This window comes from Streptomyces sp. NPDC093544, from assembly GCF_040683495.1.
Classification (GTDB): Bacteria; Actinomycetota; Actinomycetes; order Streptomycetales; family Streptomycetaceae; genus Streptomyces.
Genome location: NZ_JBFBEA010000023.1, coordinates 70,512 through 94,385, shown reverse-complemented (window position 1 = coordinate 94,385; position 23,874 = coordinate 70,512). Strand labels below are relative to the sequence as shown.

Annotated in this window: 24 protein-coding genes; 14 read left to right on the top strand and 10 right to left on the bottom strand. The window is 68.6% G+C overall.

Annotated features, from left to right (window positions below; translation table 11 throughout):
* Nucleotides 1–226: 226 nt before the first annotated feature.
* Nucleotides 227–883, top strand: coding sequence for a peptidylprolyl isomerase (locus tag AB0N66_RS31310; RefSeq protein ID WP_365441331.1), 657 nt, complete (start codon nucleotides 227–229; stop codon nucleotides 881–883).
* Nucleotides 884–909: 26 nt separating this feature from the next.
* Here the strand turns inward: AB0N66_RS31310 and AB0N66_RS31305 are convergent, their stop codons facing one another.
* The 4 genes from AB0N66_RS31305 to AB0N66_RS31290 all read right to left on the bottom strand — a co-directional run bounded on the left by AB0N66_RS31305 (nucleotide 910) and on the right by AB0N66_RS31290 (nucleotide 4,120).
* Nucleotides 910–2,382: a DUF2079 domain-containing protein gene (locus tag AB0N66_RS31305; protein WP_365441329.1), complete on the bottom strand. Its 1,473-nt coding sequence runs from the start codon at nucleotides 2,380–2,382 to the stop codon at nucleotides 910–912.
* 144 nt (nucleotides 2,383–2,526) lie between these two features.
* Complete coding sequence (locus AB0N66_RS31300) at nucleotides 2,527–2,892, bottom strand: hypothetical protein (RefSeq protein ID WP_365441327.1); 366 nt, start codon at nucleotides 2,890–2,892, stop codon at nucleotides 2,527–2,529.
* A 193-nt stretch (nucleotides 2,893–3,085) separates the two neighbouring features.
* A complete protein-coding gene (locus tag AB0N66_RS31295) occupies nucleotides 3,086–3,265 on the bottom strand; it encodes a DUF397 domain-containing protein (RefSeq protein WP_365441325.1) in 180 nt (59 codons plus the stop codon).
* 3 nt (nucleotides 3,266–3,268) lie between these two features.
* The gene (locus tag AB0N66_RS31290) at nucleotides 3,269–4,120 is read right to left on the bottom strand and encodes a helix-turn-helix transcriptional regulator (protein WP_365441323.1); all 852 of its coding nucleotides are present in this window, start codon (nucleotides 4,118–4,120) and stop codon (nucleotides 3,269–3,271) included.
* Nucleotides 4,121–4,365: 245 nt separating this feature from the next.
* Here AB0N66_RS31290 and AB0N66_RS31285 point away from each other — a divergent pair, with 245 nt between their 5' ends.
* Entirely contained in the window at nucleotides 4,366–4,800 is a 435-nt protein-coding gene (locus AB0N66_RS31285) for an ATP-binding protein (RefSeq protein WP_365441322.1), read from the top strand.
* Nucleotides 4,801–5,088: 288 nt separating this feature from the next.
* Here AB0N66_RS31285 and aspS read toward each other — a convergent pair whose 3' ends face one another.
* Nucleotides 5,089–6,852 carry an aspartate--tRNA ligase gene (gene aspS, locus AB0N66_RS31280; RefSeq protein ID WP_365441320.1) on the bottom strand — a complete coding sequence of 588 codons (1,764 nt, stop codon included), beginning with the start codon at nucleotides 6,850–6,852 and terminating at the stop codon, nucleotides 5,089–5,091.
* A gap of 236 nt (nucleotides 6,853–7,088) precedes the next feature.
* On the opposite strand from aspS, the gene AB0N66_RS31275 reads away from it, so the two are divergent.
* Nucleotides 7,089–9,299, top strand: coding sequence for a SpoIIE family protein phosphatase (locus tag AB0N66_RS31275; protein WP_365441318.1), 2,211 nt, complete (start codon nucleotides 7,089–7,091; stop codon nucleotides 9,297–9,299).
* Here AB0N66_RS31275 and AB0N66_RS31270 read toward each other — a convergent pair.
* Nucleotides 9,218–10,315, bottom strand: coding sequence for an AI-2E family transporter (locus AB0N66_RS31270; protein WP_365441316.1), 1,098 nt, complete (start codon nucleotides 10,313–10,315; stop codon nucleotides 9,218–9,220). The genes AB0N66_RS31275 and AB0N66_RS31270 overlap by 82 nt on opposite strands.
* A gap of 410 nt (nucleotides 10,316–10,725) precedes the next feature.
* Between AB0N66_RS31270 and AB0N66_RS31265 the strand changes: the two genes are divergently transcribed.
* On the top strand, nucleotides 10,726–12,375 hold the full coding sequence (locus AB0N66_RS31265) for a multicopper oxidase family protein (RefSeq protein WP_365441314.1): 1,650 nt from the start codon (nucleotides 10,726–10,728) through the stop codon (nucleotides 12,373–12,375).
* Between the two features lie 142 nt (nucleotides 12,376–12,517).
* On the opposite strand, the gene AB0N66_RS31260 is transcribed toward AB0N66_RS31265, so the two are convergent.
* A complete protein-coding gene (locus tag AB0N66_RS31260) occupies nucleotides 12,518–12,943 on the bottom strand; it encodes an ATP-binding protein (RefSeq protein ID WP_365441312.1) in 426 nt (141 codons plus the stop codon).
* Nucleotides 12,944–13,038: 95 nt separating this feature from the next.
* On the opposite strand from AB0N66_RS31260, the gene AB0N66_RS31255 reads away from it, so the two are divergent.
* From AB0N66_RS31255 to AB0N66_RS31235, 5 genes are all read left to right on the top strand, one after another.
* Nucleotides 13,039–13,857, top strand: a complete 819-nt coding sequence (locus AB0N66_RS31255; protein ID WP_365441310.1) for a helix-turn-helix transcriptional regulator — start codon at nucleotides 13,039–13,041, stop codon at nucleotides 13,855–13,857.
* Nucleotides 13,854–14,066: a DUF397 domain-containing protein gene (locus AB0N66_RS31250; RefSeq protein ID WP_365441308.1), complete on the top strand. Its 213-nt coding sequence runs from the start codon at nucleotides 13,854–13,856 to the stop codon at nucleotides 14,064–14,066. Before AB0N66_RS31255 ends, AB0N66_RS31250 begins: the two co-directional genes overlap by 4 nt.
* 233 nt (nucleotides 14,067–14,299) lie before the next feature.
* Nucleotides 14,300–15,262: a hypothetical protein gene (locus AB0N66_RS31245; protein ID WP_365441306.1), complete on the top strand. Its 963-nt coding sequence runs from the start codon at nucleotides 14,300–14,302 to the stop codon at nucleotides 15,260–15,262.
* A 74-nt stretch (nucleotides 15,263–15,336) separates the two neighbouring features.
* Nucleotides 15,337–15,651, top strand: coding sequence for a ribbon-helix-helix domain-containing protein (locus AB0N66_RS31240; RefSeq protein ID WP_365441304.1), 315 nt, complete (start codon nucleotides 15,337–15,339; stop codon nucleotides 15,649–15,651).
* On the top strand, nucleotides 15,648–16,037 hold the full coding sequence (locus AB0N66_RS31235) for a hypothetical protein (protein WP_365441302.1): 390 nt from the start codon (nucleotides 15,648–15,650) through the stop codon (nucleotides 16,035–16,037). Before AB0N66_RS31240 ends, AB0N66_RS31235 begins: the two co-directional genes overlap by 4 nt.
* Nucleotides 16,038–16,193: 156 nt before the next feature.
* On the opposite strand, the gene AB0N66_RS31230 is transcribed toward AB0N66_RS31235, so the two are convergent.
* Together AB0N66_RS31230 and AB0N66_RS31225 are read right to left on the bottom strand one after the other, a co-directional pair.
* The gene (locus tag AB0N66_RS31230) at nucleotides 16,194–17,165 is read right to left on the bottom strand and encodes a pirin family protein (RefSeq protein ID WP_365441300.1); all 972 of its coding nucleotides are present in this window, start codon (nucleotides 17,163–17,165) and stop codon (nucleotides 16,194–16,196) included.
* A gap of 150 nt (nucleotides 17,166–17,315) precedes the next feature.
* A complete protein-coding gene (locus AB0N66_RS31225; RefSeq protein WP_365441298.1) occupies nucleotides 17,316–17,807 on the bottom strand; it encodes an SseB family protein in 492 nt (163 codons plus the stop codon).
* A gap of 226 nt (nucleotides 17,808–18,033) precedes the next feature.
* Between AB0N66_RS31225 and AB0N66_RS31220 the strand changes: the two genes are divergently transcribed.
* The 3 genes from AB0N66_RS31220 to AB0N66_RS31210 all read left to right on the top strand — a co-directional run bounded on the left by AB0N66_RS31220 (nucleotide 18,034) and on the right by AB0N66_RS31210 (nucleotide 21,742).
* Nucleotides 18,034–19,875 (top strand): acyl-CoA dehydrogenase, encoded by a 1,842-nt coding sequence (locus AB0N66_RS31220; protein ID WP_365441297.1) that lies wholly within the window; start codon nucleotides 18,034–18,036, stop codon nucleotides 19,873–19,875.
* A 190-nt stretch (nucleotides 19,876–20,065) separates the two neighbouring features.
* The gene (locus tag AB0N66_RS31215; RefSeq protein ID WP_365441295.1) at nucleotides 20,066–21,373 is read left to right on the top strand and encodes a M18 family aminopeptidase; all 1,308 of its coding nucleotides are present in this window, start codon (nucleotides 20,066–20,068) and stop codon (nucleotides 21,371–21,373) included.
* 123 nt (nucleotides 21,374–21,496) lie between these two features.
* Nucleotides 21,497–21,742 carry a DUF6458 family protein gene (locus tag AB0N66_RS31210; RefSeq protein WP_365441293.1) on the top strand — a complete coding sequence of 82 codons (246 nt, stop codon included), beginning with the start codon at nucleotides 21,497–21,499 and terminating at the stop codon, nucleotides 21,740–21,742.
* 160 nt (nucleotides 21,743–21,902) lie between these two features.
* On the opposite strand, the gene AB0N66_RS31205 is transcribed toward AB0N66_RS31210, so the two are convergent.
* Nucleotides 21,903–22,316 carry a cupin domain-containing protein gene (locus tag AB0N66_RS31205; protein ID WP_365441291.1) on the bottom strand — a complete coding sequence of 138 codons (414 nt, stop codon included), beginning with the start codon at nucleotides 22,314–22,316 and terminating at the stop codon, nucleotides 21,903–21,905.
* A 52-nt stretch (nucleotides 22,317–22,368) separates the two neighbouring features.
* On the opposite strand from AB0N66_RS31205, the gene AB0N66_RS31200 reads away from it, so the two are divergent.
* Nucleotides 22,369–23,382 carry a helix-turn-helix domain-containing protein gene (locus AB0N66_RS31200; protein ID WP_365441289.1) on the top strand — a complete coding sequence of 338 codons (1,014 nt, stop codon included), beginning with the start codon at nucleotides 22,369–22,371 and terminating at the stop codon, nucleotides 23,380–23,382.
* Nucleotides 23,379–23,873, top strand: a complete 495-nt coding sequence (locus AB0N66_RS31195) for an LURP-one-related family protein (protein WP_365441287.1) — start codon at nucleotides 23,379–23,381, stop codon at nucleotides 23,871–23,873. The genes AB0N66_RS31200 and AB0N66_RS31195 overlap by 4 nt, the downstream gene beginning before the upstream one ends.
* Nucleotide 23,874: the final 1 nt, after the last annotated feature.

The window sequence follows — 23,874 nt, the reverse complement described above, 5'->3', positions numbered from 1 at the left end:
GCCGACGCCGGAACGGTAATGGCGTGTGTCGCCGACGCCGGAACGGTGATGGCGTGTGTCGCCGACGCCGGAACGGGAATGGTGTGTGTCGCCCACCCTGATCCAAATACGCCTGGATACGCTCTCGGCGTCGTGTCGGCCAGTGCAACCCACCACGATCGGGGAATGAATGCCCATCGGTAAATGGCCAGGAAAACTGAGGGATTACGCACGGCCCGGGAACCGTATGGCCGCTGCCGCGACGACGGCCCTCGCCGTCACGGCAGCCGGCTCGGCACTGACCTGGATGTCGGTCTCCCTGACCACCTGGGACTCCGATTCCAAGCCGCAGGCATCGTGTTCTTACACGCCCACCGGGCGCGGAAACCCCGCCGGCATCCCCGTCTTCGACGCCGAAAAGGCTGCCCGCCCGCTGACCGCCACCTTGGTCACCGACCGAGGAGAGGTCACGCTCAAGGCCTTGACCGGCGACGCGCCCTGCACAACCACCTCGTTCTCCTTCCTGGCCGGCGAGGGCTATTTCGACGGCAGCGAATGCCACCGCGTCACGACCCGGGGGATCTACGTCCTGGAATGCGGCGACGTCAAAGGGGACGGCAAAGCCGACCCCGGGTACTTCTTCCCCGACGAGAATCTCGACGGCGCCGACTATCCGGCGGGCACCGTGGCGATGGCCAAGGCGGAACCGGGGAGGAACGGAAGCCAGTTCTTCATCAGTTACGCCGATCCCGACGTCGGCATGGCACCCCAGTGGACTCCGTTCGCGAAGGTCGTCGGGGGAATGGACGTACTGCGGGAGATCGGCCTGGCCGGGACGGCGGACGGATCCACCGACGGCAGACCGCGCAAGCCGGTCATCATCAAGTCGGTGGTCCTGCGGTAGGACCTCCGGACAGGCCCGGGGAGCCGTCAGCCCGCGCGGGTGAGCAGTACGAAGCCGTCCTGTTCCGCCGCTGTGCGGTAGCCCTCGGCGAGCGCACGGTCGAGGGAGATCTTCTCCTCCGCGAAACTCTGCGGCCAGCGCCGATGCTGCGGTACCAGGGTGTCCACCATGATCCACTCGGGGTCGGGGCGGCTGTCGGCCCAGCCGTAGAGGCCGGTGCTCGTGCGGCCGGTGAGCTGGGGCACGAGCTGGTTGGACGCCTGGACCGTCGCGCCGTCGGGGATGCGGTCCATGAGGCCGTGGGCGACGGCGATCCGCGGATCGGTCCGCCAGGTCTCCGGCTTGACCAACTGCCACAGCGGGTACTGCGGAAGGATCAGGGCTGTGATCGCGGCCGAGCCCACGAGGTAGCGCCGCAGACTCACCCCGCTCGGCTGCCTGCGGACCAGGGCGTCGATGAAGGCGGCGAAGACGATCGGCATCAGCACGAGCGAGTAGTGATAGCTGGTGCCCCAGTGGGTGGAGAGCCCGGAGGCGAAGCGCCAGACCAGCGTCGGCAGCGCGACCCACACCAGCGGGGAGCGCAGGGCCAGGAACAGCGTGGGGGCCAGCAGGAAGAGCAGCGTCGTGACCTTGGCCTCGGGGGTGATGAGACCGATCGTCACCTTGTGGAGCAGATCCGGCAGCCCACCCTCTCCGCCCTCGGAACCTGCCGTCAGCCAGTGCGTATACGCGTAGGACCCCTGCGGGTTGAAGGCCGGCAGGATCACCAGCATCGCCAGGGCCGTCCCGCCGAGACCGGCCGCGGCGGTGGCGATACCCAGCCTTCGATCCCCTCGCCGCGCGATGAGGAGGCCGATCACGGCCACGGTGAGGCCGAGGTCCTCCTTCACCAGCAGCAAAGGCAGCGCCCAGAACGCCGCGGCACGCAGCCGGTCAGTCCCCAGAGCGGCCAGTGAGCAGGCGAGCAGCGGTACGGCGAACGCCACCTCGTGGAAGTCGACGCCGACCGCACTCGCGATACCCCAGGACAGGCCGTAGCAGGTGCCGATGATTCCCGCGGCGGTGGAGCCCAATGTCCGACGGGCCCAGAGCGCCAGCGGCAGAACGCTCGCGGCGATCAGCGCGGCCTGCACCACGAGCAGGACCATCGGCGACGGCCAGAGCCGGTAGAGCGGAGCGACAAGCGCCAGAACGGGGTGGAAGTGGTCCCCAAGCACAGGGAAGTCCGGACCCTTCACCTCGGACACGGGAAGGTGGCCTTCCGCGTAGGACCGGATGACCTGTTCGAAGATTCCCAGGTCGAAGGCGTTGGAGAGCATCCGTTGATGGAGGCGGAGGGACAGCGTCATGTACGCGAAGAACAGTGCTCCCGCGAGAGCCCAGGCCCACCACGGAATCCCGGCGTGGCTCCTGGGGGAATCCCCTGCGCGCGTCTGCTCGCCGAGCTGCAACTGCGGAGGCGGGAGCGTGGCGCTGTCGGCGGGGGATGCCTGCATGACGGTGCCTTTCCAGAGCGGCTACAGCGTCCGAAGGCCCTCAAGATGCCAGCATTTTCCTGCACCCGACTCTGAATCATCTCCCGTGTGCGCAGAATCCTCCGAATAGCCGACCGGCTCCCGAGCAGCGCCTCGCCGCCGCAGTCATCCCAGCTGCGCCTTGATGTGGTCGATCACCTCGTTGAACTCCTTCGTCGGTGAGAAGTCCACGTACTCGCAGTCCTCAAGCGCTTCCGGGACGTGACCGGGCGCCCAGTAGAAGGCCTGCCCCGCCTCGTAGATCTCGTCCCCCTGCTCGGTGCGCATCTTCAGCCGTCCCCTGAGCAGGTAGCCCCAGTGCGGGCACTGGCACGAGTCACCGGGCAGGCCCTTGACCGCCGGCGTCATGTCCGTACCCCCAGGAAGCCGCGCGAAGGCGACGCTCATGTCTCCCCCGATCTCCTGCGCGCGCAGCTCCACACCGCCGCCTTCGATCGCGACGGGGGTCTCAGTCCACGTGGTTGACGTCATGACTCCTCCAGCCCCGGTTCGCATGGATGATTGGCAGATCTGTCCCAGGCATGACCTCGATAAGGCCTGGTCGCGGCTGCCAGGTCGGGGACGGATCTGCCAATCACCGCTTACTGTCCAGTCTGGCCCCGGGGACGGCGGGTGTCCTGCGCAGGGGGAGTACGACGCAGGGTTTGCGTGAAGTCGTCTTCGGTCAGGCGCGGTTCGCCCGGACCTGCCTCAGGAGGGCGAGCAGGCTGTCGCGGGACACGGGGAGTGTCCGAGTGGGCTCATCGCTTTCGCGGAGGAGCAAGGCGCCTTCGCGCTGGGCGAGTTCTATGCATTCGTTGCCGTCCGCGCCACCGGAGAACGAGGACTTCTGCCACTGAGTCACGTCTTACAGCTCCTTCGCCAGGCGGTGGATGAAGTCCCGCGATCGGGCGGGCTCCAGGGAAGCCGATTCCACCTTACGGAAGAGTGTTCGCATGGACTGGAGCTGGGCGGCGGCATCAAGGAAAGCCGAGCCGTACGGGGTGTCCCGCTGAACGGTGTCCAGCGCGGGTACACGCCCACCCGTGTAGACCAGAGCTGAACTCGCCCCGGCGAAGCCGTCCACATCGAACGGGACTACGCGCACCGTGACGTGCGGGAGCTCCGACTCCTTGAGGATTTCGTCGAGTTGGGCTCGGGCAACGCGCCGGTCCGCGACACGCGTGCGCAGCACGGACTCGTGCAACACCGCCGAGTACGGGGGCGCCCCGTCCCTGCCAAGGACCGCCTTTCGGCGCATCCGGTATTCCACCCTCGGCTCCAGCTCACTCGCCGGAAGCTCCGGGCGCCAGTACGCGAACACCGCACGCGCATAGTCCTCACTCTGAAGGAGTCCAGGTACGTGCGCGGTACCGATCACCTGAATGCTGGTCGCGTGGTGCTCCAACTCCGCCAGGTCCAGGAACGAGGGAGGCAGCACACCTCGATACTCCTCCCACCACCCACGCGTACGATCCGTCGCCATCTCCACCAGCACGTCGATCAAGTCTGTGTCCGCACAGGCGTAGTGGGAAGCGAGCCTACGGACACGCTCACCACTGATCCCGACGTTACCGGCCTCCATCTGACTCATCTGGGCCCGAGCTACCCCCAACAGCCCGGCCGCGTCACCGGAGGACAGCCCTGCTGCCTCGCGCAGCTTCCGCAGCTCGACACCGAGGCGCACCTGGCGGGCAGTTGGCTGCGCTCTCGCCGGCATACGGCTCCTGTCCTCAAACATCGCGACTGTGGAGCGGAGTTGGACCACCCCGTTCGGGTGTCAGATTACGCGAACGACTTGCGTGGAGTAAATTTTTACACGTACCGTCGGTGACGCGACGCACACGCTGCGGAACCCGGGACCCCGGAAGCGCACCGCACCGCCATGCCATGGCGGTCGCGACAGAGCCACCCCCGACAACCGCCGCGCACTCCACCTCCCTGACCACGAACCGGAGTTGACGCATGCCCGAAACCCCAGCCCCAGCGCCCACCTCCTCCCCCTGGGAGTACACCCTCTACATCCCCAACGACCCCCGAGCCGTCACCATCTGCCGCCGTACCCTCCGCCTGATCCTCGCCGCCCATGGCCTCCCCCACCTCACGGAAGCCGCCGAGCTGGTGGCGACCGAGCTGGTCACCAACGCCGTACAGCACACGAAGGGCCCTGCCGCCATACGGCTCCGAGCGGAGGGCACCGCCCTGCGCATCGGCGTCTGGGACGCGGACCCCGCACCGCCGCGCCACTCCCGGCAGATTGCCCCGGATGCCGAGACGGGCCGCGGCCTCGCCCTCGTCCACAGCTGCGCGGACGCCTGGGGATGGGTACAGCAGCGGGACACCTGGAACGTCGCCGGCACCGGCAAGTACATCTGGTGCGAACTGACTTGGGCGGCGTGAACGATCCCCAGTGGAGTTCCGCGCCCTTTGCCTCGGTGGCGTTCCGGCGGATCCTGTCCGCGTCGATGCGGTACGGGCCCTCGGTGGTCTCCGTGGTCGGGACGTAGCAGGCCTCCGGGGTGCCGGACGGGCTCGCGGAGTCCGTCGCCAGAGGCAGCCCGTCGCCCGCGAAGGCGTTCGCGCCCGGGCCGGCGGCTGGGCGGGGGTCCCGGAGGACCACATGAGAATGGCTCGGAACCGGTGTCGATTCCGAGCCATTCGAACCCCCGTGGGGGCCAGGACGAAGGTCTACTTCGGCTGCGGCTTCCGTACGGAAATGTGCAGCTCGCGGAGGCGGGACTCCTCCAGCTCCGTCGGCGCGCCCATCATCAGGTCCTGCGCGTTGCCGTTGAGCGGGAACGCGATGGTCTCCCGGATGTTCGGCTCGTCGGCGAGGAGCATGACGATGCGGTCGACGCCGGGCGCGATACCGCCGTGCGGCGGGGCGCCGAAGCGGAACGCGCGGAGCATGCCGGCGAACTGCTCCTCGACGGTGTCACGGTCGTAGCCCGCGAGCTCGAAGGCCTTGAGCATGATGTCGGGCTCGTGGTTCCGGATCGCGCCGGAGGACAGCTCGACGCCGTTGCAGACGATGTCGTACTGCCAGCCCAGGACGTCCAGCGGGTCCTGGGTCTCCAGGGCCTCCAGGCCGCCCTGCGGCATCGAGAACGGGTTGTGCGAGAAGTCGAGCTTCCCGGTCTCCTCGTCCTTCTCGTACATCGGGAAGTCGACGATCCAGCAGAAGCGGAAGACGCCCTCCTCGAAGTGACCGGCGCGCTTGGCGGCTTCCACCCGCACCGCGCCCATGATCTTCGAGACCTCGTCGAACTCACCCGCGCCGAAGAACACCGCGTGGCCCGCGGAGAGCGAAAGGCGCTTCGTCAGCTCCGCGACGTTCGCCTCCGTCAGGAACTTGGCGATCGGGCCGGTCAGCGAGCCGTCCTCGGTCACCCGCACCCACGCCAGGCCCTTCGCCCCCTGCTCGACCGCGTAGTCACCGAGGCCGTCGAAGAACTTGCGCGACTGCCCGGCGACGTCCGGCACCGGCAGGGCGCGCACGTGCTTGCCCGCGAACGCCTTGAACTCCGAGCCCTCGAAGATGTCGGTGATGTCGACAAGCTCCAGCTGGGCCCGCAGGTCCGGCTTGTCGGAGCCGTACTTCAGCATCGACTCGCGGAACGGGATGCGCGGGAAGGGCGAGGTGACGTGGCGGCCGCCGCCGAACTCCTCGAAGAGCTCCGTCATGAGCTTCTCGATCGGCTGGAAGACGTCCTCCTGCTCGACGAAGGACATCTCCACGTCGAGCTGGTAGAACTCGCCCGGCGAACGGTCCGCTCGCGCGTCCTCGTCGCGGAAACAGGGCGCGATCTGGAAGTAGCGGTCGAAGCCGGAGATCATCAACAGCTGCTTGAACTGCTGCGGGGCCTGCGGGAGCGCGTAGAACCTGCCCGGGTTCAGACGGGAGGGGACCACGAAGTCACGCGCGCCCTCGGGGGAGGTGGCGGACAGGATCGGCGTCGCCATCTCGTTGAAGCCCAGCGCCGTCATCTTGTGACGGATCGCCGAGATCACGGCCGTACGCAGCAGGATGTTGCGGTGCATGCGCTCGCGGCGCAGGTCCAGGAAGCGGTACTCCAGGCGCCGCTCCTCGTTGACCCCGTCCTCGGCATTGATCGTGAACGGCAGCGGGGCCGCCGCACCGAGCAGCTCGACCTCGCTCACCTCGACCTCGACCTCGCCGGTCGGCAGATCCGGGTTCACGTTCTCCGCGCCGCGCGAGACGACCCTGCCGTCGACGCGGACCGTCGACTCCTTGGAGATCTTGTCGAGGGCCTCGTAGGCGGGCGTGCCGGGGCGGGCGACGAGCTGCGTGATGCCGTAGTGATCGCGCAGATCGATGAAGAGGATGCCGCCCAGGTCGCGCCGATTGTGCAGCCAGCCACTCAGCCGGACGTCACTGTCGACGTCAGAGGCGCGGAGCTCGCCGCAGGTGTGGGACCTGTACCGATGCATCGTCGTTTCATCCAGTCTTCGCGGATCAGGGGCTGTCTTCACGTGAACGGATCGGAACGGATCAAGCCCTGTCCATCGGAATGAATCAGGCCCTGTTTCACGTGAAACTTCCCCAAGACTACCGGCCACGCCAAGATCACTCCCCCCTATAACCCTGCCGCAGCCCACCGCGACCCACCGCGACCCCGGCACGGTCTAGGTGGCAGGTACGGATCACCTCTCCCTACAGTGGGTCAATGCGAACTGGTGAGCCCCTGCCCGCCGTGGGGGACGTCCTGGCCGCCCTCGCGACCGGCCTGTGGCGCTGGGACAACGGCTCTGGGCAGGTCACATTCGACGCGGAGGCCGCCCGGCTCATGGGCCTGCCCGCGGAGCCGGTGACGCTCTCGGAGGCGGGAGCGCGCTCCCGCTTCCACCCGGTCGACTGGAACGAGGTCTACGGAGTCGTCCAGCTCGCCATCACCGAGGACACCATCGCCGAGGTCCGGATGCGGGTCATGGACGTGCAGGGCCGGGTGATCCGTACCGTACGCAGCCGCTGCAAGCCGATCACCGACCCCACGACCGGCGAGTTCGAGCTGGTCGGCACCCTCCAGGAGGTCAACGAACCCTCGCCGGCCACCGCCGCACGCACGCCCATCACCGGTGACTGGCGGCGCTCACGCGAGGCGTTCCTACTGGACGCCGGGCGCGCACTGGCCGAGGCCCGGTCCACGGCGGAGGTGCTGCGGGTCGCGGCGGGCCTGTCGATGCCGGGGTTCTCGCCGGACGGGCTCGCAGTCTTCGGCGCGGAGGGCGACCGGCTGACGGTCATCGGCCACCACGGGCAGCAGCCGGGCGACGAGGGACCGTTCGCCCACATGTCCCTCAGCACGGCCTATCCGGCCGCTGATGTCGTCCGAACCGGCCGCGCCGTCTACCTCTCCTCCCCGGAGGACTACAAGGAGCGCTATCCCGTCTCCTGGCCGCTGGCCCAGCGCTTCGGCCGGCAGTCCTGGGCGTTCCTGCCGCTGACCGTCGCGGGCCGCACGATGGGCGCGTGGATGGCGGCCTTCACCTACCCCGTCGCCTTCACGCCCGACGAACGCGCGGTCCTGACCACCGTGGCCCGCATGCTCGCCCAGGCCCTCTCCCGCGCCGGCGCCGCCGAGACCGAGCGGGAGCTGACCGACGGCCTCCAGCGCTCGATGATGCCGACGCTGGGCCCCCAGATGCCGGGCATGACCGTCGCCGCGCGCTACGTCCCCACCGGCGGCGGGCTCCAGGTCGGCGGCGACTGGTACGACATGATCCCGCTCCCGACCGGCCGGTTCGCCATCGTCATCGGCGACGTGCAGGGCCATGACGTCCGTGCGGCAGGCCTGATGGGCCAGCTCCGGATCGCCCTGCGCGCGTACGCCTCCGAGGGCCACCGCCCGGACGCGGTGCTCTCCCGGGCCTCCCGCTTCCTGTACGGGGTCACGGACTCGGTGACGTACGGGTCCAGCGGCGGCAGCGACAGCGAGGGCGACGCCGGTGACATGCGCTTCGCGACCTGCCTGTACGTCGAGGTCGACCCGGAGACCGGGACGCTGGACATCGCCCGTGCCGGGCACCCGGACCCGGCGATACGCATGGCGGACGGGACCGTGCTGACGCGCCCCACAGCGGGTGGGCTGCCGCTCGGCATCGACCCGGACGCCGACTATCCGACGACCCGGCTCGTCCTGGAGCCCGGCGAGACGATGCTGATCTGCACCGACGGGCTGATCGAGACCGGCGGCCACGACCTCGACACCGGCTGGCGGCGCATCCGCCGGATCCTCGAAGCCCACGACGGCGACATGGAGGCCCTCGCCGACGCCCTCGTCCAGGCCGTCCACGGGCCCTCCTCGCACCACACCCCCGGTCCGCTGGTTGACCGGCGCGAGGACGACATAGCGGTGCTGCTGCTGTGCCGGATGGGGCCGGGGTGCGGCTGCGGCGACACGGTCACGGCCGTACAGCCCTTCATACGCCGTACGCTGCTGACCGTGGCGCAGGCCGAGCCCGAGGGTGTCGCGGTCGCCCGCCAGCAGCTGCGGGAACTCCTCCACGACTGGGCATCCGAGGACCAGCTCGACTCCGCCGTCCTCCTCGTCTCCGAGATGATGACGAACGTCCTCGTGCACACCGACGCCGACGCCCTCCTCGTCGCCGAAGTGACCGGCGAAACCGGCAAGCGCCGGATGCGGGTGGAGGTCACCGACGCCAGCGACGACCTGCCACACAGACGCCACCCCGGCGAACTGGCGTCCTCCGGGCGGGGATTGGTCCTCGTGGAGCTCCTCGCGGACCTGTGGGGGGTGGATCCGCGGGGGGAGGGGAAGAGCATCTGGTTCGAGTTCTACGAGCCTGCCGAGCCCTCGGACGAACCTTCCGGCGACCTTCCTGACGGTCCCTCCGGCGAACCTTCCGGCGGCGCGTAACGCGTCCGTAGCTCCGACAGCACCCCGAACGCGGCCGCCGTCAGCGGTACGGCGAGCAGCATGCCCAGGATCCCCGCGACGGACGCCCCCGCGGTGATCGCCAGCATCACCACCGCCGGATGCATCTGCACGGTCCGGCTCTGGATCATCGGCTGCAGCACGTGCCCCTCAAGGACCTGCACGGCGAGCACCACCCCGAGCGCCCACAGCGCGATGACGACCCCCCGGTCCGCGAGCGCGACCAGTACGGCCACCGCGCCGGAGAGAAACGCGCCGAGATACGGGATGTACGCGCCCACGAAGACCAGCGCGCCCAGTCCCACCGCCCCCGGAACGCCGAGGATCAGCAGCCCGACCGTGATGCACACGGCGTCGATGAACGCGATGATCGTCGTCCCGCGCATAAAGCCCTCGACAGCCTCGAAGGCACGGCGGGACATGGCTTCGACGGTGTCGGCGGTGCCGCGCGGCGCGAGCGAACGCAGGGCTCCCACGGCCCGGTGGGAGTCACGGAGGAAGAAGAAGACGAGCAGCAGGGCGAGCACCGCCATGGCGATCACCTCGCCTACGACACTGATCCCGCTGATGACCCCGGAAGCCGCCGTACCGCCGAACTTGGAGAGCAGCTCCTTGGCGTTGGTCGCGAGGTCGTCGAGCGACGTGCCCGCCGCTCCGAAATGCTCGGAGACCGACTTGGCGGCCTCCTTGAGCGAGGACACGATCTCGTCACCGGTGTCGATGAGCGCGGCGACGACGATGTAGACGGCCCCGCCGACCACCGCCACGACCGCGACACAGGTGAGCCCGGCCGCCACCGACCGGTTCACCCTGGCCTTCACCAGCCGCTGGTACAGCGGCCCCAGCAGCGCCGTCCCCAACAGCGCGAGGAGCACCGGCACGACCGCCGTCCGCACCTGGGAGCACAACTCGATCCCGACCCACCCGACACCGGCGGCCAGCAGGATGACGGCACACCAGGCGGCCACCCGCCGGGCACCTTCGGGAAGCAGCTGCACCCCTTCACCTGACCATGTCAGGAGCGGTACGTCCCGCCGGAACGGTCCAGCCGGGTGACGCGGCGACGACGAGCTCGCCGCCCGGAGGACCTGGGGCGGATTCCTACCCCAACCACCCCTTTCAAGATGGTTTCTGACTGTCGGTCATCCGCGAAATCACGTGACCCGATCGCGGTAGATTTTTTGCTCACCGGTGTGCAACTCTGTGCCGCGGACGGCCGGAGTGATCTGGCTCAGGTGTGGCTCAATGCAGCCCCTGCGACGCCTTCCTCCGTTCGTCCGCTCCCCCCACGCACACAACGAACTTGGAAACGGACTCCATGTCGCAGCACAGAATTTCACGTCGCCGACTGATGAGCGCAGGGATGGTGTTGGGTGCCCTGGGAACGGTCGGAGTGGTGACCCGAGCCATGGCGATCGCCCCGAACGGCGAGCCGACAGCTCCGGATGACCAACTCACCTTCCCCTCACCGGACCTGACGCCCTACGTGGACGACCTGTGGATCCCCCCGTCGCTGAGCGGTGACCGCACCCTGTCGATGGCCCGGTCCAGCCACCGCTTCCACCGGGACCTGGACACCGCACCCACCTGGTCCTTCGGAGGACAGCCGTATCTGGGCCCGACGATCGAGGCCCGGTCGGGAGAGACGCTCAAGCTCAAGTTCACCAACAACCTGAACGGCCATCTGTTCGCCAACGAGATCGACACCACCTTGGACGGAGCGTCCGAGGAAGACCGCACCCGGCCCCGCACCTCGGTCCATCTGCACGGCGCGGTCGTACGGCCCGAGTTCGACGGGCACACCGAGAACACCTTCCGCACCGGCGCGTCGATGACCTACGAGTTCACCAACGGGCAAGAGGCCACCGCCCTTTGGTACCACGACCACGCGATGGGGATCACCCGGCTGAACGTCCCCGCGGGGCTCGCCGGGATGTACCTGATCCGGGACGAGTTCGACACCGGCACCTCAAGCAACCCGCTGGGCCTGCCGAGTGGCGACTACGAGATTCCCCTGATCGTCGCCGACCACCGTTTCAACGCGGACGGATCACTGAATCCCCGTACCGCCCGCAGCACCCCCGAGGGCACACTCCAGGGGCCCATGATCGGCGACACGATGTCGGTGAACGGTGTCGTGATGCCGACGCTGGAAGTGGCGCGGGGGCTGTACCGGTTCCGGTTGCTGAACGCGTCCAACTGGCGGGCGTACCACCTCTATCTGTCCAACAACATGCCCTTCCGGGTCATCGGGAACGACGGTGGTCTGCTCAACAGCAGTGTCAGCACCACATCGATCCGGGTCAGTCCTGGTGAGCGCGCGGATCTGCTGATCGACTTCTCCGCCCTGTCCGGCGGCGACACGGTCGAGCTGCGCAACGACGAGCAGGTGAACCCCGCCATCGCCGCCACCAGCGGTGCCTACACTCTGCCCCAGGTCATGCGCTTCACCGTCTCCAGCAGCCGGGGCTTCACCAAGGCCGCGCCGACCGTGCTGCGGGGTGGTGCGTCGCAGCCCGCTCCCCTGCCGCCGGCCGCGCCCGTATCGACCCGGCGGGTGGTGGGCCTGACGTTGACTGCCGAGGGCATGGCACTCAGCAACCTCTGCTACGACCAAGATCCGATAGAGAAGCCCAAGCAGGGCAGCACCGAGGTCTGGGAGATCGTCAACTCCACCGTGGAGGACCATCCCGTTCACCTGCACCTGGTGAACATGCGGGTCCTCAGTCGCCAGTCCTTCGACATCAACGGCTACCTCAAGGCCAACCCGGCCCCGCCCATGGGGAACCGCTGGGCCCCGCCGGCCGACGCCCACCTGACCGGGCAGAGTCAGGCCCCGGCACCCTGGGAGGCCGGACTGAAGGACACCGTGCTGTGCCCGCAGAACACGGTCACCCGCGTCCTGATCCGCTTCCCGACCGCCGACGAGCTGGGCTTCGACCCCGACGCGGTGTTCACGTCCCAGAGCGGTGAACAGTTGCAGGGCTACGTCTGGCACTGCCACCTCATCGACCACGAGGACGACTGCATGATGGCCAAGTACCGCATCGTGTCCTGACCCTGGCCCTGGCCCTGGCCCTGGCCCTGCCGGCCGCCGGGTCGTTTCGCGGCGGCCCGGCGGCGGTGGGCACCGAGGGCCCCCGTTCGCCCGGGCGGAGGCACCGACGCCGCACACAGACGTCCGTCCTGCGGCGGGGCCGTCAACCGGGAAGCGGGTGAGCGAGTTCGAACCAGACCGTCTTGCCGATGCCGCCCTCGCGGGCACTCGCACCCCAGTCGTCCGCCAGCGCGTCCACCAGCGCCAAGCCTCGGCCGGACTCGTCGTCCGGGCCCGCCTGCCGCGCCTCGGGGAGCGAATCGTTCGCGTCCGTCACCGAGACACGGAGGCGGTCGACGTCCAGGGCGCAGCGGGCCCGGATCTCGCGGCCCGGGGAGACCTTCGCGTGGCGGTACGCGTTCGTCATCAGCTCGCTGAGCAGGAGCGCCGCCGTCTCCGCCACCTCGTCCGGGATCTTCCAGGCCGCCGCCTGTTCCCGGAGGAGGTTTCGGGCTCTGCTCACGCTGCGGGCGTGACGGGAGAACTGCCACTCAATGTCACGCGGGGGAGGGGGAGTTACGTCGTTCATGACTCAGACGGTGCTGGTCAGCGGCATAGTTGGTCGAGTAGCGACGCGGGTACGGAGCGTGCTTGTACACGGAGTGTGCGCGAGAGGCGGGTGTCGTGCCGACGACCGAATCCCAACAACCGCAGCAGACGTGGCGGTACTGCGGCGATCAGATCAAGTTGTGGAGGGAGGGCGCCGGGGTCAGCCGACAGGAGCTGGCCAAGGAGGCCAACTACAACTATGAGTACGTGAAGTCGATGGAGTGCGGGAGGCGGCGGCCCACGTTGCGGTTGTTGCAGGTCGCGGATCAGATGTGCGGGGCGCGGGGGAAGTTGACTGCGGCGTACGAGCACCTGAAGCCGGAGCCGTTCCCGGAGCGCACGCAGCAGTACGTGCAAGTGGAGGCCGAAGCGATCACAGTGCAGTGGTATGAGCCCCTGCTGATTCCCGGCCTGTTGCAGACAGAGGAGTACGCGCGTGAGCTGATCGGCACCAATTGCCCGCCTCTGGACGAGGAGACGGTGGAGGAGCGCGTTGCGGCTCGGCTGAAGCGCCAGGAAAAGCTGACCAGCAAGCCCCCGACGCTCTTCAGTTACGTGATCTACGAGGCAGCACTACGTGCAGTCGTTGGCGGCAGTGATGGGATGCACAGGCAACTGGACCACTTGCTGGAGGTGGGGAAGCAGCGCAATGTGTCGATCCAGGTCCTGCCCTTCGCGCTTGCCCCGTCGGCGGCACTCAGCGGCCCGATCGTGCTGGTGGAGACTGCCGACCACGAGTCGTACGCCTTCGCGGACGGGCAGGCGACCGGGGCCCTCTACAGCAGCGGGGACAAGCTCAGCATGCTCACGCAACGCCATGGCATGATCCGCACGCAGGCGCTTAGCGTTGAGGAGTCTGCCCGGTTCATCAGAAAGGTGGCGGAAGAGCTATGAGCACCGAACTGTCGTGGTTCAAGTCCAGCTACAGCGACTCCGAGGGCAGCGCCTGCCTCGAAGTCGCCTACACCTGGCACAAGTCCAGCAACAGCGACGGCCCCCACGCCATCCACGTCCGAGACTCGAAGCTCGGCGCTCGGAGCCCCCAGGTCGAGGTCCCCTCGGGCGCCTGGGACGCCTTCGTCACATACGCCGCCGGAACTTGAGCTTCGGGGCCCGGGACCCGAGTTCCTTTTGCAAGGAATGGGTGGTGGGTTCAACCCACCCTCCCACCCTCCCCACGCCTCAACTGCCCCGCACACCAGCGAACATGACTTTTCGTGATCGGCTTGCGACGCACCGTCGCGACCGTCTACCGTTCGCAGCAACAAACGACCCCGGCAGGTGTTAGCAGCACCGAACCGGGGTCTGACCTCAAGATCGAAAACGGACCGATCTCATGGCTTATGAAGACCTTAACGCTGCCCTGCCCGCGCCCGCGCACCCCATGGCGAACCCCGGCTACGGCAAGCGCTCCGCACCGGACCAACTACCCGTCCGCGCAGTCACCTTCGGGCATCTTCCCGCCCGCGAGGCGTACGTCGCCGGATTCCTGGACCGGCTTCCCGACGGTGCCGCGATGGACGCCAAAACCCTCGCGAAGGCCCTCCCCCTCTACGGCCAGCAGGCCGTACGGACCGCGCTCAACAACCTCTCCGCGGCAGGGCATCTGCGCCGGGTACGCCGCCGGGCCGAGGTCAGCGACACCGGAACCCGGTGGGTGTTCCACACCTACTGGTCCCGTACCGCACGTGACAACGAATGGTGGGCCCGACTCCTCGACGGTGACGTACCAGGTGCCGAACCGGATCCCGAACCGGATCCCGTAGCGCCTGGCACACCCAGCGAGCCCGCACCGAAGGGCGCCGCCCCCAGCGACGTACAACCGAAGAAGGCGGGTCCGTCCCCCGCGTATACGGCGCTCGCCCAACTCGGCCGTACCGAGCCGCGTTTGACGCTCTCCGCCGCCGACTGCGCCGCCCTCGAAGGCCTCGCCGCCGACTGGCTGGCCCGCGGGTCCGACACCACCCAACTGCTGCGGAGCCTCGCCGCCGGGCTCCCCGAACAGGTGCACTCACCCCGGGCCCTCGTCCAGCGACGACTGCGCGACAAGATGCCGCCCGAACTGCCCACACCTGAGGTCCGCGCGCCTCGCAACCTCATGGAGTGCACCGACTGCGGCGTACCCGGCCGGCCGGAGGCCCTACCCGGAGGCCTGTGCCGCGCATGCCGGGACGCAGGCGCAGGTGCCGATGCCGGTGCCGGTGCCGCAACGGCCTCACATGTCGCACTTCCCGCAGACGCCGTACGCCATCGCGTCGATCAGTTGCGCATCGCACTCCGCGAACCGTGTCGCAGGTGACCTGTGGAGCCCTCCGGCGGCAGCGCCCGGCGCCTCGCGGACCCGTTGCCCGCCCAACAGCAGGAGTTGATCGCATGACCATGCGATACCCTCGCATCATGGTCGCCAAGAAGCCCATCTCCGTAACCCTGGACCCTGACGTACTCGAAGAGCTGCAGCGTCTCGTCGAAGCGGGAGAGGCTTCTTCGCTCTCGGCGGCGATCAACGAGACCATGCGCAGCCGCGTGGAGCGACGGCGCAACGCCGAGCGGGCTCGCGCGTACATCGAGGAGACCCTGCTCGGCGGGCAGCCGCTGAGCGAGGAGGAAGTCGTCGAAGCCCGCGGGATGCTCGCCGCGAGCAAGGCCCGTACGGCCGCACGCCGTACAGGCGGTAACGCGGCAGCATGAGCGACGGGATCGTCCTGGACCACCATGGTCTGCTCGCGCTGGGCAGCGGGAATCGAAGGCTCTCGGGGTTCGTCGTAGCAGCTCATGAGGACCCGCTCTACACGCTGTCCGTCCCCGCGCTCTGCCTCGCCGAAGCCACCCGGAACCGGCCCGGCGTCTCCGCGCACCTGGCACAGCTCCCGGCGGTCGAAGTCACCGTGATCGACCGGATCGTCGCCGACACGATGGGTCGCATCGGGGCCACGCTCTTTCCCGAGCAGGGCTGGCACGTCCTGCACGCGGTCGCGGCAAGTCTCGTCTCCGGGTGGGAGATCGCGACCACTGAACCGCAGGAGTACCGCGGCTTCGGAGTGCCTGTACTGCCCGTCAACGGGAGACCGGACTGACGCGGCGAGTGCCCCCCTGAAGAACATGTAGCGGAATGTGCCATCGTCGGCTTCCGGAGCGGTGCTGACCGAAAAAGCGCCCGTCCCCGCTGACACTTCAGCAGGAGACGGACGCCGGTTCCGCCGTACGACGACCAGTCGCGGTCAACCGGTCGCTTACAACCCGCTCTCGCTCATCCCGTGCACCGCGGGGACGGTGCCCAGTCGGCCCTTCTGGAAGTCCTCGAAGGCCTGCTGGAGCTCCTCGCGGGTGTTCATCACGAAGGGGCCGTAGTGGGCCATGGGCTCGCGGATCGGCTGTCCGCCGAGGAGTACGACCTCCATGTCCGGGGTGTTGGAATCCTGCTGCTCGTCCGCGCGCACGGTCAGCGAGGTGCCGGTGCCGAAGACGGCGGTCTGACCGGTGTGCACCGGGCGACGTTCCGTACCGACGCTGCCGCGGCCGGCGAGGACGTACGCGAGGCCGTTGAAGTCCTCGCGCCACGGAAGTGTCAGCTCCGCGCCGGGCGCCAGGGTCGCGTGAACCATGGTGATCGGCGTGTGCGTGATGCCCGGGCCCTGGTGGCCGTCGAGCTCACCGGCGATGACGCGCAGGAGCGCGCCGCCGTCGGGGGTCGACAGCAGCTGGACCTGGCCGCCGCGGATGTCCTGGTACCTCGGGGCCATCATCTTGTCCTTGGCCGGGAGGTTCACCCACAGCTGGAGGCCGTGGAAGAGGCCGCCGGACATGACGAGGGACTCCGGCGGAGCCTCGATGTGCAGCAGGCCCGAGCCCGCGGTCATCCACTGGGTGTCACCGTTGGTGATGGTGCCGCCGCCACCGTTGGAGTCCTGGTGGTCGAAGGTGCCGTCGATGATGTAGGTCACGGTCTCGAAGCCGCGGTGCGGGTGCCAGGGCGTCCCTTTCGGCTCGCCGGCCCCGTACTCCACCTCACCCATCTGGTCCATCATGATGAACGGGTCGAGGTGGCGGTAGTTGATCCCGGCGAACGCACGGCGGACCGGGAAGCCCTCGCCCTCGAAGCCGCCGGGCGCGGTCGTCACGGTGAGCACCGGGCGGGCCACGGCATCGGCGGGCGCCACCACACGGGGCAGGGCCAACGGGTTCTCGACGGTCACTGCAGGCATGTCGGTACCTCCTTGCGCGTTCACTTTAGTTGATTGTTGAACTTTCTGCTACCCGTAACGACGGACGCCCGGAGGGCATTCCCTCCGGGCGTCCACGCACTGATCCAGGTAATCAGCTGTACATCGGGCAGTCAGCCGTACATCGGATGGTCAGCCGTACATACGGCGCATCGCGAAGTCCACCATCTGCTCCACCGCCTTGGCGTCGAAGACCATGCGGTGCTCGCCCTCCATGTCGAGCACGAAGCCGTAGCCGGTGGGGAGCAGGTCGATCACCTCGGCGCCGGTGATCACGAAGTACTTGGACTCCTTGCCGGCGTACCGGCGGAGCTCCTTGAGCGAGGTGAACATGGGGATGACCGGCTGCTGGGTGTTGTGCAGCGCCAGGAATCCGGGGTTGTCGCCACGCGGGCAGTACACCTTCGACGTGGCGAAGACCTGCTGGAAGTCCTCGGCGGCCATCGACCCCGTGGTGAACGCACGGACCGCGTCCGCGAGGGACGGCGGCGACGGCTCGGGGTAGAGCGGCTGCTGCTGCCCGTACCCGCCGGGCATCTGGCCGCCCGGCATCTGCCCGGGCATCTGCTGCTGGGGCGCGGCGTACCCCTGCTGTGCGCCCGCGTTCTGGTCGTAGCCGTACATGGGCGCAAGCGTACCGAGACGACCGGCCGGGCGGGCGGGTACGGGGGTGACGGACGGGGCGGGACGCCATCCGCCTCCGGCGGTCTACCTCGTCACAGATGCCCGTCCGGGGTTGCGTCTTATTACCGACGGGTAGCATCATCGTAGCTACTTGCTGGTACGCGTAACGAGGCCCCGAGTTCTACGAAGAGCTTCGGCCTCCCCGATCCCTTACGGAGCCGTCGCCATGGGGCACTACAAGTCGAATCTCCGCGACATCGAGTTCAACCTCTTCGAGGTGCTCGGGCGCGACAAGGTGTACGGCACAGGACCGTTCGCGGAGATGGACGTCGAGACCGCCAAGAGCATCCTCGGGGAGCTGACCAGGCTCTCGGAGAACGAGCTCGCCGAGTCCTTCGCGGACGCCGACCGCAACCCGCCGGTCTTCGATCCGGAGACCAACACCGCTCCCGTACCGGCGTCGTTCAAAAAATCGTACAAAGCCTTCATGGACTCCGAGTACTGGCGTCTGGGCCTGCCTGAGGAGATCGGCGGTACGACTGCCCCCGCGTCCCTGATCTGGGGGTTCGCTGAGCTGATCCTGGGCGCGAACCCGGCTGTCTGGATGTACTCGTCAGGACCGGCCTTCGCGGGGATCCTCTTCGACGAGGGCAATGACGTACAGAAGAAGATCGCCGAGATCGCGGTGGAGCGGACCTGGGGTTCGACCATGGTCCTCACCGAGCCCGACGCGGGTTCCGACGTGGGCGCCGGCCGTACCAAGGCGATCGAGCAGGAGGACGGTTCCTGGCACATCGAGGGTGTGAAGCGGTTCATCACCTCCGGTGAGCACGACATGGAGGAGAACATCCTTCACTACGTGCTGGCCCGCCCCGAAGGCTCCGGCCCCGGCACCAAGGGGCTCTCCCTCTTCCTCGTACCTAAGTACCTCTTCGACTTCGAGACCGGCGAGCTGGGCGAGCGCAACGGCGCCTACGCCACGAACGTCGAGCACAAGATGGGCCTCAAGGCCTCCAACACCTGCGAGATGACCTTCGGCGACCGGCACCCCGCCAAGGGCTGGCTGATCGGCGACAAGCACGACGGCATCCGCCAGATGTTCCGGATCATCGAGTTCGCTCGCATGATGGTCGGTACGAAGGCGATCTCGACGCTGTCGACGGGCTACCTGAACGCCCTTGAGTACGCCAAGGAGCGCGTCCAGGGTCCCGACCTCGCGAACTTCATGGACAAGTCCGCGCCCAAGGTCACCATCACGCACCACCCGGACGTGCGCCGCGCGCTCATCACGCAGAAGGCGTACGCCGAGGGCATGCGCGCCCTGGTGCTGCACACCGCGGCCGTCCAGGACGAGATCGCGATCCAGACGGCGGCCGGCGAGGACACCTCGCGGCTGCACGCGCTCAACGACCTGCTCCTGCCGATCGTGAAGGGCTACGGCTCCGAGAAGGGCTACGAGCAGCTCGCGCAGTCCCTCCAGACCTTCGGCGGCTCCGGGTTCCTCCAGGAGTACCCGATCGAGCAGTACATCCGCGACGCCAAGATCGACACGCTGTACGAGGGCACGACCGCGATCCAGGGCCAGGACTTCTTCTTCCGGAAGATCGTCCGCAACCAGGGCGCGGCGCTGAACTCCCTCGCCGAGGACATCAAGAAGTTCCTGGCGCTGGGCACGGGCGGCGAGGCGCTGGCGGGCGCCCGCGAGCAGCTCGCCAAGGCGGCCGTCGAGCTGGAGGCCATCGTCGGCCTGATGCTGACCGACCTCGCGGCGACCGAGCAGGACGTCAAGAACATCTACAAGGTGGGCCTGAACACGACCCGGCTGCTGATGGCCTCCGGTGACGTGGTCGTCGGTTACCTGCTGCTGCGCGGTGCCGCGGTCGCCGCCGAGAAGCTGGAGAAGGCGTCCGCCAAGGCTGTGCCTGCTAAGGATGTGCCCTTCTACAACGGCAAGATCGCGGCCGCGAAGTTCTTCGCCGCGACCGTCCTGCCGGGTGTCACCGGTGCGCGCAAGCTCGCCGAGGCCGTGGACCTGGACCTGATGGAGCTGGACGAGGCGGCTTTCTAGCCTGAGCCCCCAAGGGCCCATCGCTCCGCACCAAAGCCGCGTCACCACGCACTCCAGGACAGGGCGGGCACCTGACCAGAACCTGGCCTTCCGGTCAGGTGTCCGGCCATGTCCGCCCTTCACAACCCCGTTACCAGGGCCCTCTCCCATCCCCGGGAGCGGGCCCTTCGGCGTCGTTAAGGTGAACCCCATGAGCACTCCCCCCCGCTTCGACCGCGGCCATACCGACGACCTCATGCCCTTCCTGGCGGCGAGCCCGTCGCCGTACCACGCCGTGGCGAACGCCGCCGAGCGGCTGGAGAAGGCCGGATTCCGTCAGGTCGCCGAGACCGACGCGTGGGAGGGGACGAGCGGCGGGAAGTACGTGCTGCGCGGGGGTGCGCTCATCGCCTGGTACGTACCTGAGGGGGCCGAGCCGCACACACCGTTCCGGATCGTGGGCGCGCACACCGACTCCCCCAACCTGCGGGTGAAACCGCGCCCGGACAGCGGGGCGCACGGCTGGCGGCAGGTGGCCGTGGAGATCTACGGCGGGCCGCTGCTGAACTCCTGGCTGGACCGGGATCTGGGCCTGGCCGGACGGCTGTCGCTGCGGGACGGCTCGACGCGCCTGGTGAACATCGACCGGGCGCTGCTGCGCGTGCCCCAACTCGCCGTCCACCTGGACCGTTCCGTGTCGACAGAGGGCCTGAAGCTGGACAAGCAGCGTCATCTGCAACCCATTTGGGGGCTGGGCGAGCAGGTCCACGACGGCGACCTGATCGCGTTCCTCGAGGAGGAGACGGGGCTTGCGGCCGGCGAGGTGACCGGCTGGGACCTGATGACCCACTCGGTCGAGCCGCCCTCCTACCTGGGCCGCGACAAGGAGCTCCTCGCGGGCCCGCGCATGGACAACCTGCTGTCCGTGCACGCGGGCACGGCGGCGCTGGCGGCGGTCGCGGCGGCCGACTCCGGTGAGCCGTACCTCCCGTACATCCCCGTCCTCGCCGCCTTCGACCACGAGGAGAACGGCTCGCAGTCCGACACCGGCGCGGACGGGCCGCTGCTGGGCGGCGTCCTCGAGCGTTCGGTGTTCGCGCGCGGGGGCTCGTACGAGGACCGGGCACGCTCCTTCGCCGGCACCGTCTGTCTGTCCTCCGACACAGGCCACGCCGTCCACCCCAACTACGCGGAACGGCACGACCCGACGCACCACCCGCGCGCGGGCGGCGGGCCCATCCTCAAGGTGAACGTCAACAACCGCTACGCCACGGACGGTTCGGGCCGTGCGGTCTTCGCCGCCGCCTGTGAGAAGGCCGGCGTGCCCTTCCAGTCCTTCGTCTCCAACAACTCCATGCCCTGCGGCACCACCATCGGACCGATCACCGCGGCCCGCCACGGCATCAAAACCGTCGACATCGGGGTCGCCATCCTGTCCATGCACAGCGCGCGTGAACTGTGCGGCGCGGACGACCCGTTCCTGCTGGCCAACGCGATGGTGGCGTTCCTGGAGGGCTAAGCCTGTTTCAGAAGTCCGTGGGCAGGACCGGAAGCCTCCGCATACGGCCGCATGTCCAGCTCCGCTGCGGGTACACGGAGTTGGCCAGAACGACGCCGAGTCGAATGCAAGGAGGCGACACCCATGGGCCTGGGCGGATGCATCATTCTGATCGCCGCAGGAGCGATCCTCACGTTCGCGACCGACTGGGACATGCAGGGGGTCAACCTCGACCTGGTCGGTCTCATCTTCATGATCGTCGGGCTGATCGGGGTGGCCACGTTCAGCAGTATGGCCAGGCGCAGGCGCGTGGTCATGCCGCCCAGCACCCCGGTGATCGACGAGGAGCGCCCCCACCGGGGCGGCTACCGCGACGGGTACGGCGGGTAAGCAGGGCCGCACAAGTCAGGCGTCCATCCCGCGAGGACCAACGGCAACCGGTCCGTCCCCGTCCCACCCTCGGTGAGACGGACCGGGACGCCCCCCAATCGCCGGCCTACGGGCGCGACCGGGACAAGGTACGGCGTGCGGCATGTGTCCGGGCGAGCTCCTAGGGCCGCAGCATGTGTCCGGGCGTGACGTCCACATGGTCGGGTACGTCGTCGTGGCGGTCGCCCACGCTGAGCGTGCCGGTGGGCTCGAAGACCAGGATGGCGGCTGTGGACGGGGCGTACGGCTTGTGTTCCGTGCCGCGCGGGACCGTGAAGACGGAGCCCTTGGGGAGTACGACGGTCCGCTCGCCGTCCGTCTCCCCCTTTTTCTCACGCAGGGCGATGTGCAACTCGCCCTCCAGGACTAGGAAGAACTCGTCCGTGTGGTCGTGCACGTGCCAGACGTGCTCGCCCTCGACCTTCGCGACGCGTACGTCGTAGTCGTTGACGGCGGTGACGATGCGGGGGCTCCACAGGTCGGTGAAGGAGGACAGGGCCTTGTCCAAGGAGATGGGGTCAGAGATGGGGTCCATGGCCTCATCGTGCGGGGTGTCTTGTCCTCCGTACGAGTGCTAGAAATCGCACATGCCGCAAGGATCCTCGCAGCACGCACCCTCGGCTCGGCCGCACCGGGTCGCCGTGATCATCGACGAGAGCACGAACCCCTTCGAGGTCGGTGTCGCGACCGAGTTGTTCGGGCTGCCGCGGCCCGAACTCGGCCGGCCGGAGCCGCTGTACGAGCTGACCCTGTGCGGCCCCACGCCCGGCGTGCGGATGAACCACGGGTTCCTCACCCTCACCGGCCTGCCCGGACTGGACGCCGTGGACTCCGCGGACACGCTGATCGTGCCGGGCCGTCCCGACAACGTCGTACCGCGCCCCGCCGCCGTGCGCGAAGCCATCCGGCGCGCCCACGCACGCGGCACCCGGATCGTGAGCTTCTGCACCGGCACCTTCGCGCTCGCCGAGGCCGGACTGCTCGACGGGCGGCGGGCCACCACGCACTGGCGCTGGGCGGACTCCTTCCGCGAGCTCCATCCGAAGGTCCTGCTGGAGCCCGACGTGCTCTTCGTGGACGAGGGCGATGTGCTGACCGCGGCCGGCAGCGCGGCCGCGCTGGATCTCGGACTGCACCTCGTCCGGCGCGACCACGGCGCCGAGATCGCCAACTCGGTCTCCCGACGGCTCGTGTTCGCCGCTCACCGCGACGGCGGGCAGCGCCAGTTCGTCGAACGGCCCGTGCCCGACGTACCGGACGAGTCGCTCGCCCCGTTGCTGGCGTGGGCGCAGCAGCGGATCGGCGAACCGCTCACGGTCGCGGACCTGGCGGCGCGTGCGGCGGTCAGTCCGGCCACCCTGCACCGGCGCTTCCGGGCCCAGCTCGGCACGACCCCGCTGGCGTGGCTGACCGGGGAGCGCGTGGCGCTGGCCTGCCGGCTCATCGAGCGCGGGGAGGAGCGGCTGGACGTCGTCGCGGACCGCAGCGGTCTGGGAACCGCCGCGAACCTGCGGGAGCGGCTGCGGCGCGCGACCGGACTCAGCCCGTCGGCCTACCGGCGGCGTTTCGGACCGCCTGCCGGGGAAGCGGTGATGGCATGAGATACCTCGTACGCGACCGGCTCCTCGGCTTCGGTGACGACTACTGGATCGAGGACGACCACGGCAGCAAGGTCTTCCTCGTCGACGGCAAGGCGATGCGGCTGCGGGACACCTTCGAGCTGAAGGACACGCGGGGGCGCGTCCTCATCGACATCCATCAGAAGATGCTCGCCCTGCGCGACACGATGATCATCGAGCGCGACGGCGACCCGCTGGCGACGATCAAGCGCAAGCGGCTCTCCCTGCTGCGCAACCACTACCGGGTGTCCCTGGTGGACGGCACCGAACTCGACGTCAGCGGCAAGATCCTCGACCGCGAGTTCGCCATCGACTACGACAACGAACTCCTCGCCCAGATCTCCCGCCGCTGGCTGCACGTCCGCGAGACGTACGGTGTGGATGTCGTACGGGAGGACGCGGACCAGGCGCTGCTGATCGCGGTGGCGGTGTGCGTGATCCACCTGGCGGAGAAGGAGCGGGAGGAGGACTGAT

Excerpts from the sequence above, each read along its gene's own strand:
- AB0N66_RS31210 (WP_365441293.1), top strand. The coding sequence starts at position 21,497 with ATGGGCCTGGGCGGATGCATCATTCTGATCGCCGCAGGAGCGATCCTC.
- AB0N66_RS31245 (WP_365441306.1), top strand. The coding sequence starts at position 14,300 with ATGGCTTATGAAGACCTTAACGCTGCCCTGCCCGCGCCCGCGCACCCC.
- AB0N66_RS31305 (WP_365441329.1), bottom strand. The coding sequence starts at position 2,382 with ATGCAGGCATCCCCCGCCGACAGCGCCACGCTCCCGCCTCCGCAGTTG.
- AB0N66_RS31240 (WP_365441304.1), top strand. The coding sequence starts at position 15,337 with ATGACCATGCGATACCCTCGCATCATGGTCGCCAAGAAGCCCATCTCC.
- aspS (WP_365441320.1), bottom strand. The coding sequence starts at position 6,852 with ATGCATCGGTACAGGTCCCACACCTGCGGCGAGCTCCGCGCCTCTGAC.
- AB0N66_RS31205 (WP_365441291.1), bottom strand. The coding sequence starts at position 22,316 with ATGGACCCCATCTCTGACCCCATCTCCTTGGACAAGGCCCTGTCCTCC.
- AB0N66_RS31195 (WP_365441287.1), top strand. The coding sequence starts at position 23,379 with ATGAGATACCTCGTACGCGACCGGCTCCTCGGCTTCGGTGACGACTAC.
- AB0N66_RS31230 (WP_365441300.1), bottom strand. The coding sequence starts at position 17,165 with ATGCCTGCAGTGACCGTCGAGAACCCGTTGGCCCTGCCCCGTGTGGTG.
- AB0N66_RS31220 (WP_365441297.1), top strand. The coding sequence starts at position 18,034 with ATGGGGCACTACAAGTCGAATCTCCGCGACATCGAGTTCAACCTCTTC.
- AB0N66_RS31235 (WP_365441302.1), top strand. The coding sequence starts at position 15,648 with ATGAGCGACGGGATCGTCCTGGACCACCATGGTCTGCTCGCGCTGGGC.
- AB0N66_RS31215 (WP_365441295.1), top strand. The coding sequence starts at position 20,066 with ATGAGCACTCCCCCCCGCTTCGACCGCGGCCATACCGACGACCTCATG.
- AB0N66_RS31275 (WP_365441318.1), top strand. The coding sequence starts at position 7,089 with ATGCGAACTGGTGAGCCCCTGCCCGCCGTGGGGGACGTCCTGGCCGCC.
- AB0N66_RS31290 (WP_365441323.1), bottom strand. The coding sequence starts at position 4,120 with ATGCCGGCGAGAGCGCAGCCAACTGCCCGCCAGGTGCGCCTCGGTGTC.
- AB0N66_RS31225 (WP_365441298.1), bottom strand. The coding sequence starts at position 17,807 with ATGTACGGCTACGACCAGAACGCGGGCGCACAGCAGGGGTACGCCGCG.
- AB0N66_RS31250 (WP_365441308.1), top strand. The coding sequence starts at position 13,854 with ATGAGCACCGAACTGTCGTGGTTCAAGTCCAGCTACAGCGACTCCGAG.
- AB0N66_RS31300 (WP_365441327.1), bottom strand. The coding sequence starts at position 2,892 with ATGACGTCAACCACGTGGACTGAGACCCCCGTCGCGATCGAAGGCGGC.
- AB0N66_RS31310 (WP_365441331.1), top strand. The coding sequence starts at position 227 with ATGGCCGCTGCCGCGACGACGGCCCTCGCCGTCACGGCAGCCGGCTCG.
- AB0N66_RS31260 (WP_365441312.1), bottom strand. The coding sequence starts at position 12,943 with ATGAACGACGTAACTCCCCCTCCCCCGCGTGACATTGAGTGGCAGTTC.
- AB0N66_RS31200 (WP_365441289.1), top strand. The coding sequence starts at position 22,369 with ATGCCGCAAGGATCCTCGCAGCACGCACCCTCGGCTCGGCCGCACCGG.
- AB0N66_RS31285 (WP_365441322.1), top strand. The coding sequence starts at position 4,366 with ATGCCCGAAACCCCAGCCCCAGCGCCCACCTCCTCCCCCTGGGAGTAC.
- AB0N66_RS31265 (WP_365441314.1), top strand. The coding sequence starts at position 10,726 with ATGGCGATCGCCCCGAACGGCGAGCCGACAGCTCCGGATGACCAACTC.